Origin of the sequence: Pseudoduganella lutea (assembly GCF_004209755.1) — a bacterium.
In the GTDB taxonomy this organism is placed as follows: Bacteria; Pseudomonadota; Gammaproteobacteria; order Burkholderiales; family Burkholderiaceae_D; genus Rugamonas; species Rugamonas lutea.
Genome location: NZ_CP035913.1, coordinates 97,490 through 110,910, shown reverse-complemented (window position 1 = coordinate 110,910; position 13,421 = coordinate 97,490). Strand labels below are relative to the sequence as shown.

General features: G+C 59.9%; 9 protein-coding genes. 3 read left to right on the top strand and 6 right to left on the bottom strand.

Going from position 1 to position 13,421, the window contains the following annotated elements:
- Positions 1–111: 111 nt before the first annotated feature.
- The 3 genes from EWM63_RS32220 to EWM63_RS00490 all read right to left on the bottom strand — a co-directional run bounded on the left by EWM63_RS32220 (position 112) and on the right by EWM63_RS00490 (position 2,192).
- Positions 112–1,233, bottom strand: a complete 1,122-nt coding sequence (locus EWM63_RS32220) for a PEP-CTERM sorting domain-containing protein (protein WP_130184806.1) — start codon at positions 1,231–1,233, stop codon at positions 112–114.
- A gap of 411 nt (positions 1,234–1,644) precedes the next feature.
- The gene (locus tag EWM63_RS00495; protein WP_130184805.1) at positions 1,645–1,839 is read right to left on the bottom strand and encodes a DUF2970 domain-containing protein; all 195 of its coding nucleotides are present in this window, start codon (positions 1,837–1,839) and stop codon (positions 1,645–1,647) included.
- A gap of 110 nt (positions 1,840–1,949) precedes the next feature.
- Positions 1,950–2,192 (bottom strand): hypothetical protein, encoded by a 243-nt coding sequence (locus tag EWM63_RS00490; RefSeq protein ID WP_130184804.1) that lies wholly within the window; start codon positions 2,190–2,192, stop codon positions 1,950–1,952.
- A 544-nt stretch (positions 2,193–2,736) separates the two neighbouring features.
- Between EWM63_RS00490 and EWM63_RS00485 the strand changes: the two genes are divergently transcribed.
- Positions 2,737–3,201, top strand: coding sequence for a cytochrome ubiquinol oxidase subunit II (locus EWM63_RS00485; protein ID WP_130184803.1), 465 nt, complete (start codon positions 2,737–2,739; stop codon positions 3,199–3,201).
- A 913-nt stretch (positions 3,202–4,114) separates the two neighbouring features.
- Positions 4,115–4,645: a GNAT family N-acetyltransferase gene (locus EWM63_RS00480; RefSeq protein WP_130184802.1), complete on the top strand. Its 531-nt coding sequence runs from the start codon at positions 4,115–4,117 to the stop codon at positions 4,643–4,645.
- Between the two features lie 346 nt (positions 4,646–4,991).
- Here EWM63_RS00480 and EWM63_RS00475 read toward each other — a convergent pair whose 3' ends face one another.
- The 3 genes from EWM63_RS00475 to EWM63_RS00465 form a co-directional block, all read right to left on the bottom strand.
- Positions 4,992–7,568: a TonB-dependent receptor gene (locus EWM63_RS00475; RefSeq protein WP_165390704.1), complete on the bottom strand. Its 2,577-nt coding sequence runs from the start codon at positions 7,566–7,568 to the stop codon at positions 4,992–4,994.
- Between the two features lie 544 nt (positions 7,569–8,112).
- Positions 8,113–9,348: a cyanophycinase gene (locus EWM63_RS00470; protein ID WP_130184800.1), complete on the bottom strand. Its 1,236-nt coding sequence runs from the start codon at positions 9,346–9,348 to the stop codon at positions 8,113–8,115.
- Between the two features lie 79 nt (positions 9,349–9,427).
- Complete coding sequence (locus tag EWM63_RS00465) at positions 9,428–10,036, bottom strand: PEP-CTERM sorting domain-containing protein (protein WP_130184799.1); 609 nt, start codon at positions 10,034–10,036, stop codon at positions 9,428–9,430.
- Between the two features lie 434 nt (positions 10,037–10,470).
- On the opposite strand from EWM63_RS00465, the gene EWM63_RS00460 reads away from it, so the two are divergent.
- Positions 10,471–13,407: a TonB-dependent receptor domain-containing protein gene (locus EWM63_RS00460; RefSeq protein WP_165390703.1), complete on the top strand. Its 2,937-nt coding sequence runs from the start codon at positions 10,471–10,473 to the stop codon at positions 13,405–13,407.
- Positions 13,408–13,421 lie beyond the last annotated feature (14 nt).

The following is a 13,421-nucleotide window of genomic DNA, read 5'->3' as shown; positions in this document are numbered from 1 at the left end:
GACGCGGCGGCTTGCCGGCCAGTGCGGTTCCTGCAGCGACGCGTTACGCGTATGGTTCAGCGGCGACTGACCTGTTTACGTCAGCCTGAAAAAGAACGCGCAGGTCGACGTTCACTGATTCTTTTCCGAACCACGACGCAGGCGCCGGCGTGCAGCCAGCAGCGCGAGGCCCCCGGCCATCATGGCGTACGTGGCCGGTTCGGGGACCGCCGACACCGTAATGACAAAGCCACTGCCGGTACTGTCCATGCCGTAGAACGTTCTTCCATCGGCCGAAACGCCCATCGGCAATGCCAGCGTGCGACCGCCAAGATCTATCCCCTGGCTGGTGATGTAGTCGGTGAAATCGAGCATGCCTTGACCTTCGATCCAGATGGTGCCCTTGCCATAGACAGCGGGGCCGAAGCCGCGATCGTAGCCAACAATGATGTTACCGTCCGCCGAGATGCCGGTTGCCCCCTGGAAGTCCGCCATCGCATCCAGGTCACCCAACCATTCTGTCTGCTGCGTGAGCGTGTTGTACCGCCAGGACTGACCGAAGTAACCCTTCCCGACAATCCAGCTGCCGTCAGCCGATACCGCACCCGCCTCCTGCAGCGCATTGCCCTGGTCATCGACCATGTTGTGCAATGTGCCGTCCTTCCAGTAGGCACCGGTCCATTGCCCGTCGGGCTGCTCGACCCATCCGGCGATGACGCTGCCGTCATATGACACGCCGTTGGCGCGTGAGGAGCCCCCGATCGAGCCAAGGTCGCTCATGCCGCCGGCGGGCGTGGACGCGATGGCATGCGCGGTACCACCGTTAACCCACCCCAGGCCAACCACAGTCTTGCCATCGCCGGAGATGTTCCAGCCGGAGCTTGCCGAGGCATCCGAGCTGCCGCCAATGCCGCCCAGTGTCGTCCACTGGCCGGTGCCGACCGAGTAGTAGCCCGCGTAGGTCAGGCCGTCGCTTCCGTAGGCCGAGCCGGATATGCGCGATCCGTCCGCCGACACGCTGGCCACGCCACCGTGCCATGCCCCGCCAATGGCCTTCACGCCGGTGGCGGCGGTCCACATGTAATACGAATCGTTTGCGACATAAGCGCCAATCACGCTGCCGTCAGCCGAAGAACCCGAAACCGTAATGCCGTAACCAAGATCCCAGAAATTCCCTGCAGCTTGCGCGCCAGGGGCGGACAAGCTGCAAATAAAAGCGGCTGCTGCGAAAGCAAAACGAGTCGAAGTCTTCATGTTTCGAACCTTTACGTTGATCAAGCAATAATGGGGGCTAGCTCCGGGTAGATCATTCGCCTTATGGCCGTACGACTCTAGCCAAGCGCAAATTCGATGTCAACGACGATTGAAACTATTACAAAATAATCTTTGTAAGGGATTTAAACCGGCGGACCTGCATGCGTTTTTTCCGGCTGTTTGCCCACGGCGCGCCGGCCTGGTGCCGACATTCACCCATTAGCTTTGCTGAAGAAACGCTGATTATTCGTGGCGGGGGCTGGACCTGAAAAAGGCGCCGTGCTGCGTCTACGTGGCCCTTGGTTTGCAGCAGTGGCCGTGGCGTTGGAATGACATGGCTGGAAGGCGTTGGCTGACTTTCTGGTGTTTTGGACCGTGGCCTGCAACTTCTGGATGACCCGGTCAATGAAATCACGAAACGGCGAGCCGAACCGCCAGCAGTAGGGCACTAATGAAGGCGGCCAGTGCCAGAACTGCTGCGATAAGCACATAAAGCGGATTGAATGCGCCTTCCGCATCGACGTCGAAATCCTTCTTGCGGCGCAGTCCAATGAAGGACCAGGCGATCGCAGTGAGCGAGGCGAGGAATGAACGTTTCTGTACCATGACAAACCCTTACCTGGTTAGTTCAGCTTCAGCAGCTATAGCGTGCGCATGGCTGCAAGGAAGATCTTGCGTATCAGCCGCCTCACCAGACCGCCGCTCATTTCCTGCCATCATGGCAAGGCGAGGTTCACATCGAACTGCCTGACAAGTGCCAGGGTAAACAGCCCCAGACCGAACAGCGATAGCATAAAGACCACGGTAACCTTGCCGGCTGCGCGCAGCACCGCTCGCCTCTGCTTTCTTTTGTCCTGTTCCTTCTCCCCTTGATCGTAATGCCACTTGATGGCGAAAAACATGCCCGTCGCTAATGCGAGAGCCTTGAACGTACCGGCAACTATCGGGAACCAATCCATGATTTCAGGAACCTTCAGCGATTACTTGATTGTCTATCGAAAGAAGAACTGCCTCGAACACGGCTCCACTAATTCATTCTGCTGCTCAAACCATTCACAACGTCAATGGATGGCAGGGGAGCATGGTCTTGCTGCACGTGTAAAGGCATTCTACTTAAAAGCAATTTCCATACATCGGGACAAAATGCCCCAGTTGTGAGCCATGCAAGTTGTTGTCGCCGCAACCTGTATGCGCCCGCAGGCGCCAGTTGAAAAATGCATAGGAAGCCGGCTCACTTTCTCCTGCACAGTGAGCGGCGTGACAGTGCGAACTGAGCAGACCACCGTCCGGTCAGGTGGGGCAGCCATAATTGCGTTGATCGATCTTGCATGGTTTTCAGCTGGGACATTTTCTCCTGATGTATGGAAATTGCTTCGGAATAATATGCTGTGGAAGGCATGAAAGAACCAGCGTCACACGGGTCTTGCCATGCGATTCAGCTTTCTCCTCTCTAAATGTCTGGCAAACCTGACAGGTTCGCCATGGTTATCAAAGGAAAACCCAATGAAGAATGTGAATTCTGTGCAAGGCCTGGCAGCTCTTCCAGTGCAGGCGGAACAGGCAATGACCCACGGTTACGTGAAAATGGTCAAGCGTGTTTCAGCGTGGGCCATATTAGCGATGCTTGGCGCTTACGCCGTACAACTGATGAATTCGGCAGTCGAGATCGGTGTCCAGGAGAAGAATTTAATCATCGCGGCAGTCGTATTGACGCTAGTGTTGGTCATCCCGATTATTGCCGTGAACGTTTATTTCGTTTCACGCCACCGTACTGCAAGCACGACTGCCAGGAATTCGCCACGGTCCTCGCACGCAATCAAGAAAGCGCTTATGGCATGGGCTACCCCAATCGTCGTCGTGGCCCTTGTCGCGTTCGTAGGCTGGCTTTCAATCCACTCGCTCGACTTGTGCAAGCCAATGGTGTCGCAGGTAGTTCCGGAGCGTGTCGCAACCGTACCAGGCGCCTGAAGCGGTTGCACGTCCGCGGCACGGCGTAAGCCGGGACAATATGCAATATGTACCCGGAGAGACCGCGATACCAAGGCAAGTCCGTTCGAAGCGTGTTGCGTGGGTGGATACGAAGCTTACGGTGACGTAGCATTGTTGGTCTGTAGCGGTGACTGAACGATTGGACGGTTGGATCGCCACGTTTGTCCACCAAGGGAGCGCCAATGGGTGGCGTGCGCGAGTGAACATATTGGTCAGCCCCGCTTGTAGCACACACGGCCAGCTAGGACCCCGGCGAAGTCGGGCAAACGTTGGAACAAGAATTTGAATATTTGACCGCTTTGACAGCGGAAAAGCTCTGCGCGCAACGGCGAGGAAAGCGCATCACGTGGTGCCGCGACTGCGGCCGACGACAGACGGCTGGGTTGGCTTATACGAGCAAAGCTTCTTAGTCGAAAATTTCTCATGGGTATCGGGTATTATCCTATCTATCATATTCGATGCACTTCCTCAATCTTATAGACGAAAGGGCTGTACCCAGTGGCTAACGATGCTCTCAACACATTCGCGACCTTCACCCCCTGATTCTGATGTCCGTAGGTATGGCGATTTCCGCAAATTTCCTGGCCAGGGATAAGGGAAGAAACGTCGCTCTGTGGACGATTCTGGCCCTCATCCCCATAACGAATTTCGCCTGCATATGGTTCTTTATGGGAGCGTCGAACCTGAGAGTGGAACGCAAGATCGACGCATTGATGACTCAACTGAAAGCCACCACGAAAGACACCTGAAAGCTGCAACAAGCCGATTGTTGACCTGCGATGATCAGACAATGATCCATTGCGACCTGTCGGATTCGACCAGGAGCGGTCATTGGCTGGACTCTTCTTCTGCGGCGAGCACTCGTCAAACTATGGCAATCCCAAGCTGATAAATGAAAATCGAAATCCGACTAGCCCAGCTTGCTGAACGCCTGATCGTGCGGAACTTGATGGAGCTTTACCAGCACGATTTTTCCGAGCTTGACGGCACGGATTTAGATGATCATGGTCAGTACGGCTATTACGATCTGGACTGCTTCTGGATCAAGCCGGCATGGTCGGCTTATGTAATCAAGGTAGATGACAAGTGGGCCGGCTTTGTATTGACGAACGACGAAGTCCATACACTTGGGAACACGTGCGCAATCGTCGAGTTCTTCGTCGTTCGCAAATATCGGGGACGCGGCGTGGGCAGGTTGGCTGCGCGGGAAATCCTGTCCCAGTGCCCCGCCAGATGGGAAATCCGCGTGATTCAGGAAAATCAGGCAGCGCAAGCATTCTGGGAATCGCTTCTGCTTACAGCGTGGCCTGCTGGCTATCAGAGGGTCTTGGTAAATAGCCGAGAATGGCATGGTCCCATCTTCTCGGTCGACACGCGTACAACGGCACCAGTGAAGCTGCAAGCGTATCCTGGCCAGATCTAAAAAGGGCTTTCGGGCGGTTGCCCCTCCTGGTTCAAACTCGTCAAATGTCGCGCCACTCACGAGCACGTAGCCGCAAAGACGGAGGTTGACCTGTAGGGTCAGGAGGATGGGCTGGGCTTGCGCTGGTGACGACGGCGAGGGTGGACACATGATCGTCACGACCTCGCACGACGATGAGCCGCTTGCGGAAGTGCTTGCATTCGCGGCGCAGTTCCCGACGTCCTCGCAGGACAGGCCCCAGGTCATCTATCGGTAAGGCCATCAGCACGACCGTCGCCTCAGGCCGACACCGCCCGGTCGAGCCCGGCTGTCGGTCAACGCGACAGCCAGGCCGACGTGATGCGCGCTAACGGAACGCGTAAGCCAGCGACGTGTAGAACTGGCGGCCGCGCGGATCGGTATAGCTGGGATCGTAGCCGACCGAAAAACTGAACAGCTGGTTCGAGCGCGGGGGATTCTTGTCGAGCAGGTTCTTGATACCGGCCCGCAGTTTCAGCCCCTTCGTGAGCTGGTACCCGCCGCTCAGGTCGAGCAGCGAATAGTCATCGACACGATGGACCGACCCGTCGGCCAGCAGGTTCTGGTCGCGATAGCCGCTCAGGAAGGTTTGCTGCAAGGTCAGGCTGAGGGGCCCGCGGTCGTAGTCCAGGCTCACGGTATGGCGCCACCGCTGGACGATCTGGTCGTTCGTGTACACGCCCAGCGCACTGATATCGGGACCGTCGGCCGCTTCGCGCGTCTTGTAGTCGAACACATAGGTGCCGTTGAACGTGACGGCAAATTTGCCCAGGTCGGTGGCCGGCAGGCGCCAGTTGATGCCCAGGTCGGCGCCCGAGGTTTCCAGCGCGCCGATATTGCGCAGCCGCGAATCGATCGACAGGATGGGGCCCGGAATCCCGGGCAGGGCCGGATCGGGCTCGCCGCGGATGATGAAGGCGGCGTTGCGCACCGGGTCGGTGAAATACGAGCCTTCCGGCGAGACGATGACGTCGGTCTTCTTGATGCGCCAGTAATCCAGTGTCGTCGTGAGGTCGCGATGCGGTTCAAGCACCAGGCCCACCGAAAACTGCTTTGATTCCTCCGGGCGCAGGGACGCCGAACCGCCGCGCAGCTTGTCCGGTTGCAGGCCGCAGTAATCGGGATTGTCGGTGTTGTCGATTGCCCCGACCCTGATGCAGCCTAGCGGGTCGTTGTAGATGCCGTTGGCCTGGCCCAGCCGCACCGGGCCATACAGGTCGGCAAGGGACGGTGCGCGGAAGCCGGTGCCATACGATCCGCGCACCACCACCTGCCGCATCGGATTCCACCGTACGCCCACCTTGGGGTTTGTCGTCGAGCCCACGTCGTTGTAGCGGTCATGGCGCAGCGCCAGTTGCGCTTCCAGGCTGGTCAGCAAGGGCAGATTGAGCTCGGCATACACGGCCTTGACGTTGCGCCCGCCCGAAAACGGCGTGGCCTCGCCTTCGCCGCGGATTTCCCCGGCCGCCAGCAATGCCGACGGCGTGAAGGCCATCTTTTCGCGCCGGTATTCCGCGCCGAGCGCGATGGCGGCATTGCCGCCGGCCATGGCGAACAGGTCGCGCGTGGCCTTGATATCGAACGAGTCGGTGGTGCCGCGCGAATGGCGCGCCAGGTCGTTGATCTTGGCCGCCGCCAGCAAGGCCTGGCCGTCAGGGCCGGATGGTCCGAAAGGATTGATGTTGCCGCTCGCGAAAGCAGCATCGAACAGCGATGTTCTCACGTAACCGTCGACGTATTTGTCGTCGACTTCGTTGACGCTGTGATTGAGCGCCATGTCGTAGTCCCATCCCAGCGCGCCGCCCTTGACGCCGACCACCATGCGCGTGGCCGTCGCATCGATTTCGTTGGTCCGCGGGCCGCCTTCGGTCAGGCGCATGTTGACGACGAGCGGAGTCTTGTTGTCCGTTATCAGCGAATGCGGATAGTACTGCCCGGCCAACGGATAAATCTCGCCCGAGACCGTCAATGCGCTGATGCGGTAAGTGGTCGACGTTTCGTTGACAAGCAATTCGCCATACAGGGTCGTGTCCTTGTTGAACGCGAACTGGCCGCGGGTAAGCAGCGACACGCGCCGCGAATCGGGGAAGAGTTCGGTGTCCTGCATGTAATCGTACATGCAGGCGGCCGGACCGACGAAGCTCTCGGGCGCGTAGACGGTTGCCGGCGGATTGCAGGCCGGTGCGCCTGGATTCAGGCGGGGGCCGGTTGCGGTGGTGCCATTGGCGCGCGTGCGGCGTACGTTGGCGGGAAAAGTATTCGAACTGCCCGAATCGAGATTGATATCGGGCTGGAAGGCCGAACCGATCCAGCTGCGCTGCGACGAGCGCAGGCTGCTCGTGTCCTGGTAATCGAGTACGGCCAGCACGTTGTAGCGATCCGTCGCCAGATCGCCGATGCCGCCCGACAGCGTTGCCATGGCCTTGCGAGCGCCGCCGTGCTCGGTGTCGGCATAGTAGGCGCTTGCGTCGGCACCCTTGTAATTGGTTCGCGTAATGAAGTTGATCACGCCGCCGATCGCATCGGTGCCATAGATGGCCGAGGCGCCGTCTTTCAGTATTTCAACCCGGTCGATGGCCGCAGACGGGATGGCGTTCAGGTCCACGCCGGCGTTGCCCCCTGGCGAGGCAAAGTTGGCCAGGCGGCGGCCATTGAGCAACACCAGCGTCGACGACACGCCGATGCCGCGCAGGTTGGCGCCATTGAACCCGCGTTGGCCGGCAATATCGCTGAAGCTGGCGCCATCGGTCAGCGCGGCCGTGTTGGCGGACACCTTCGACAGCAGTTCCGCCGCGGTGGTGACGCTGCTCTTTTCAATCTCGGCACGGGTAATCAGTTGCACCGGCAACGCGGTTTCCGCGTTGATGCGCTTGATCGAAGAACCGGTGATTTCGACCCTTTGCATCGGTTGTGCGTCTTGGGCGGCAGCCGGGAGGGCCAGCGAGACCAGCAATCCAGCGGTGGCAGTGGCGCCGAATGCCTGCATTACGCTGACGGCGATACGCGTTGGAACCAGACGGTTTCCGTGCGGAGTTGACATGCAATCCCTCCAGGTGGATGTATTGGAAATTTTTCGATTTTCTGATGGACGGCCGCAATTGCCCTGACTGCCGCTTGGGCCTTCACAGGCAATTTCGGGAGATACGGATTCGGCCACCGTTACCGATGGCGATATAGTCGTGAAAATTGGCGCCATGCCGCTCGTATTATTGGTCTTCGATGATCATTTACATTGATGTGGCCAATGCGCATAGTTTCAGCTTTACACTAGCGTGAGCCGGGCAATTGATCAATGAATTTTGCGGCGAATTCCAGGTCTCGGCCGTGATGTGTAAAAAATAATACATTCCTGGCGCGAAAAGATTCGGGTGGGCGGCCCGGCACATCAGCGCCGTGCGACCCAAACCGTTGCGGCTTGCAACGGTTTTTCGAGCCGCACCCAAAAGCCTTCAATACCAGTCCGCGGGGAATAACGTGCCGGAAGTGACGTCCAGATGGTTGTACAGCGGCACGCCGGTCCAGTCGGTCATATTGAAAACACCATCCGGATCGGCCAGCTTTCTGACTTCGACGTTGGCAACCGTCAGGGGTGTTTTGGGTTCGCAGACACTTGGCGGGACCGAGGGGCGAACAAAATAGACCGCGCTTTCCGTCGTTGTCGAAGGGTTGGTGACCCGTTTCGCCGTGACAGGCTTTCCGTTCCCATTTCCCTGGACCAGCAATGCGGTCTCGACGCCGATGCCGATACCGCGCGCGGTCATATTGCCGCTGGAGGATGCGGGAAGTACGCCGCCGGGGCATCCGAAAGTTCCGCTTGCCGAACTGGTCGGCGCGACGATCCTGGAAAGGAAGGTAATGAAGCGGCCCATGCGATCGCGGCTGTCGAAATGCGAATCGAAAATCATGTTTGCCAATGCCGGTGGTGCGATGAAGCCGCCCTGGAGACTCAGTGGCGCCGGGTCGAACGTAATATCCTTGTAATAAGGATCGAGCATCGACAGTTCCGACGTGGCGGATTGGTACAGCGCCGAATAATCAAACTGGCCCAGCACGGCCAGACCGGCGCTGGTACCACCGACCGGGACGTTTTTCGCCATCAGTGATTTGAGCGTCTGTTCCAGCGCCGTGCCTTTCCAGAAACGGATGTAATGACTCTGGTCGCCGCCCGCGATAAAGACGACGTTGGCTTTGGAAAGGATGGCATTGACGGCCGGGCTGTTGGCCGCCTTGACGCTGGGAATCACCAGTGTTTCCACCGATGTCAGGCCCAGGGAGGCACCGCCCACCCACAGTTCGGCGATCGTCGTGGAGGTCGTCAACGCTTCGTCACTGTAATAAATGTAAGGGTTATAAGCTTCCGTTCCGGTTGCCCGGATGACGACGAATCGTCCTCCCGTTTCCGGTGTGATGCCGGCCCGCTGGATCAGCCATCGAAAGGCGGAATCCACGTCGGGACCGCCACCCATCAGTACGAACGACGGTGCCGGAAGTGTCGACGGTGCGGTGACGACGGCATTGACATCGCCCGTGGCGAAATAGGAATACAGAGGGATCGGTTTTGCCTTCTCGAATGTGGCTTCCGCAGATGCCGGAGCGGCAAATACAAGTGCCGTCAGCAGGAACGCGATCTGGCGGTAACCTGAAAAAATCCGCTTGAGCGACTGGTAGAAATGGTGTATCAGCATTTTTCGAGCTCCAGTAACGACGATTCAGGGATCGGACATTGTTCGGGAAAGCGGTTCTGCAATCGTGAAATACCGGCTTCTATCGGCGACGCCGCTTGAGAGCACCCGGCAGCAACAGCAAACCGCCCAGCATCATCGCAACCATTGGCGCCTCGGGCACTGGCGCAATACCGAAGGTCAGCGTGCCCGAATTCCACACGCCCTCGGGCTCGTCAAATGCGAGATCCTTGAATCCATCATGAAATTCGAGGCGCAGGATGCCATCGGCGCCCACCGCAAAAACCTGCCCCAGCTCGCCCAGGTCCTGGAAGCCGGCGTAATCCATTGTTCCGTCAAAATCATCGCCACTGCCGGGTGTGAACGTGACCCCGTAGCCCAGCGAATCGGTGAAAGTGAGCTGCATTTCGGACAAATAGCTCCCCGGATAACTCGTCACATTGACGTTCCAGGCAAAGCTTGTAATCGACGCTCCGGCGCCGACGTAGAAATCAAGGATGACATTAGTCGCCGCACCGCGCTCATCATTGTTCAGGATGCCCACCGTATTCACCTGCAGTTCGTGCACGGCGTTTTCATGGGCAATCAATTGACTCGAGCTGACACTTTCCGCTTGCGCTACACCGCAACCCATTGCCGCTGCAACGATTCCGAGAATGACGAGGCACTTCGCGTGGTTTTTATTTGCCATGATATTTTTCCGTAAATAAATTTCACTGCGTGCAGGAGAACTATTTGATGGGGAAAACGATATCGAGCGTTTGAAGAGGTGGCGTCTTTCATTGCAGGACGCAACGCGATTGTATCGCTAACGCGTGCAGACAAATCGTGGCATGCAAAACAAATTGCGGACTGTGGCTTTCTGAAGAGTGAAGCGAATGGCGACGACCGACAATTGTGAGAGCGGTTGGCTCGGGCGGCAGCACAAGCGCCGGAAGCCGAACGCTCAACTTCGTGACCGTTTGCCCATTGATGCATTTTCACAACGTTGATGCATGTTACCCGTGACTTTCGCGCATGTGTCGGCGCATACTCGGTGCAACTGGTCCGGCCAATCTAAGGACTGGTCTACCAGTACAAGCAAGTGATCTAGCCAATTCAAAAAAACATCGGCGGAGGAGACACATGAAATACGCACCACAACCGGCCAAGCGCCAACCTGCGCTGCGGCGCGCCACGATGGCTCTCGCCGTGGCCGTCGCAGTCTGCGAAATGACGGGCGTGGCCCAGGCACAGGCGAATCCGCAAGATTCCGCCCCGGCGGAAGCAGTGCAATCGGTCGTCGTGACCGGTTCGCTGATCCGCCGCGTGGCCACCGAGGGCGCCACGCCCGTGACCACCATCAAGGCCACCGAGCTGGAATCGCGCGGCCACACCGAACTGAAGGACCTGGTGCTGGAGCAGCCGCAGTCGCTGTCGCTGGGCACCAATTCGGGCGCCGCCGGCCCGATGACGAACCTGCGCGGCCTTGGCCCGATGCGCACGCTGACGCTGCTGAACGGCCGCCGCCTGGCCAACGAGCCGCTGCAGGACCAGTACGTGTCCGTCAACGTCATCCCGCGGATGGCGCTCGACCGCGTCGAGACGCTGTCCGGTGGCGCCTCGTCCACGTATGGCGCCGATGCCATCGGCGGGGTGCAGAACTTCTGGACCAAGCGCGGCTTCGAGGGCGTGAACCTGAAAGCGGAATATGCGCGGCCGGAAGAAAGCGGCGGCGGCAAGACCACCAGCTTCGGCGCCATCGCCGGTATCGGCAACCTGGGCAAGGATGGCTGGAATGCCTACATCGCCATCGACCACCAGAAAAAGACCCCACTGTTCCAGGGCGAGCGCGCGGAGCAGCATGATCCCGACGTGCTGCGCACGCTGGGCCTCGGCCTGCTGCCCGATGGCCGCAACCCGAGCCCCACGGCCAACTTCGGCTTCGCCCGCAACGCGAACTCGAACTACAACCCCACGTATGCCAGCGGTTGCGTCGAGCCGTACTCGCGCCCCACGCTGGGCAACCAGAGCGCCAATACGCCGCCCGTGTATGCGCCGGGCTGCTACCGCAATCCGCTGTTCTACAACGCGGTGACGGATGGCAGCGAGATCCAGACCATCGCCGCGCGCTCCAGCTTCAATATCCCGGGCGGGCACAAGATCGACATCGACGTGCTGCACTCGAAGTTCACCGTGCAGAAGTTCCGCGGCATGCAGGTGCCGGGCGGGACCAATCCCTTTACCACCTATTCGCTGCCGTCGTCGAGCCGCTTCTATCCCGGCAACGGCATCACGCCGGCCGTGCAGGTGGTGGGCGACAATACCGGCGCCAACTCGCCGGCGATGTACATCGACGGCACGCGAACGCCGGGCACCGTCAGCAACCTGAACATGAACGGCCGCACGCTGTACTTCCAATGGGGCCCGGCGGAACTGGGTTCGGCGTACCGGAACGACGAGCAGACCAACGACCGCGTGGTGCTGACGGCCGAAGGCGAAGTGCTGGGCTGGGATTACCGCGCCGGCGTGAACTGGGGCATGAGCAAGCGCGACACGAAAGTGGGCGGCGGCTACATCCTGTATTCGAAGGCGCAGGAAGGCTTCAACAACGGCACGCTGAACCCGTTCGGGCTGCAGGACGAAGCGGGCGCCGCCTACCTGCGCAGCATCGAGGCCGACAACTACACGTATCGCCTGAACAAGGCCTACAACAAGAGCGTGGACGTGACGCTGTCGAAAGGCCTGATGGCACTCGGCGGCGGCGACCTGACGCTGGCCGTGGCCGCCGAGTTGCGCCGCGATGCCGCGCGCACCTATGATGCGCCGCTCGATTTCGTCTACAAGAAGGCCGATGGCAGCTACAACCTCGATGCGGCCGGCAACGTGCTGCAGCACGACCTGGTCGGCGAAACGCCGCAGGGCGTGGGCCGGCGCCTCTCGCGCGACATCGCCTCGCTGCTGGCCGAAGTGGAAGCTCCGATCACGCAGACGATTTCGATCAACGGCGCCGTGCGGGCCGACTACTACGAGGACCTGAAGCAGACCACCGTCAATCCACGCCTGGCGGCGAGCTGGCGGCCAGTGGACAACCTGCTGCTGCGCAGTTCGGTGTCCACGGGCTTCCGGGCACCGTCCATCATGGATGTGCAGAACCCGACGGCGGAAGTGCGCACGATCGACATGGACGACCCGGTACTGTGCCCGAGCGGGCAGCCCACGGTGGCCGGCACCGGCATGCCGGTGGCGGGCTACACGGCGGACCAGGTCTGCAACGTGAACACCGAGTACTGGACCAAGTCGCCGGACAACAGCTTCCTGAAGCCGGAAAAATCGCGCGGCTTCTCGTTCGGCTTCGGCTATGAGCCGATCCGGAACCTGTCGGTCACGGTCGACTACTGGGGCCTGAAGATCAAGGATGTGCTGGGCGCCGTGACGATCGCCGAAGTGCAGCAGGATCCGGCCAAGTATGCGAGCTCGATCCTGCGCCGCCCGGATGGCACGATCGACCACATCGTGGCGAGCCAGGCCAACCGCGGCATGAGCCGGATCCGCGGTGCCGACGTTTCCGCCAGCTACCGGTTCCCGGCCACCAGCTACGGCACGTTCGACGCCAAGCTCGATGGCACGTGGTACCACAAGTACGAGTTCCAGTCCGAGAGGGATGGCCCGTGGTTCACCAACATCGGCGTCATCACCAACGATGGCCGCTACGGCGGCGCGGGTCCGAATGCCGGCCTGGCCGGCATGCCGCAGATCAATCCGCGCTGGAAGCACACGGCGTCGTTCAGCTGGGGCCAGGGCCCGTGGCGCGCCACGCTGTCGCAGCGCTACCAGCGCGGCGTGACGGACCTGACGCCGCGTGCCGGCTCCACGCTCACGAAGGTGGACGACTACAGCCAGTTCAACGTGAACCTGCGCTACACGGGCATCAAGAACACCACCGTCAGCCTGGGTGTCAACAACATCACGGAAGAATGGCCGCCACTCACCGCCAACAGCGTCTACGGCGGTGGCTACGTGACGAGCATGGCCGACATGCTGGGACGCGTGGCCCGACTTTCGGTCGAGTACAAGTTCTGACGTAGTGTTCATCC

Excerpts from the sequence above, each read along its gene's own strand:
- EWM63_RS32220 (WP_130184806.1), bottom strand. The coding sequence starts at position 1,233 with ATGAAGACTTCGACTCGTTTTGCTTTCGCAGCAGCCGCTTTTATTTGC.
- EWM63_RS00485 (WP_130184803.1), top strand. The coding sequence starts at position 2,737 with ATGAAGAATGTGAATTCTGTGCAAGGCCTGGCAGCTCTTCCAGTGCAG.
- EWM63_RS00465 (WP_130184799.1), bottom strand. The coding sequence starts at position 10,036 with ATGGCAAATAAAAACCACGCGAAGTGCCTCGTCATTCTCGGAATCGTT.
- EWM63_RS00490 (WP_130184804.1), bottom strand. The coding sequence starts at position 2,192 with ATGGATTGGTTCCCGATAGTTGCCGGTACGTTCAAGGCTCTCGCATTA.
- EWM63_RS00475 (WP_165390704.1), bottom strand. The coding sequence starts at position 7,568 with ATGCAAAGGGTCGAAATCACCGGTTCTTCGATCAAGCGCATCAACGCG.
- EWM63_RS00480 (WP_130184802.1), top strand. The coding sequence starts at position 4,115 with ATGAAAATCGAAATCCGACTAGCCCAGCTTGCTGAACGCCTGATCGTG.
- EWM63_RS00470 (WP_130184800.1), bottom strand. The coding sequence starts at position 9,348 with ATGCTGATACACCATTTCTACCAGTCGCTCAAGCGGATTTTTTCAGGT.
- EWM63_RS00460 (WP_165390703.1), top strand. The coding sequence starts at position 10,471 with ATGAAATACGCACCACAACCGGCCAAGCGCCAACCTGCGCTGCGGCGC.
- EWM63_RS00495 (WP_130184805.1), bottom strand. The coding sequence starts at position 1,839 with ATGGTACAGAAACGTTCATTCCTCGCCTCGCTCACTGCGATCGCCTGG.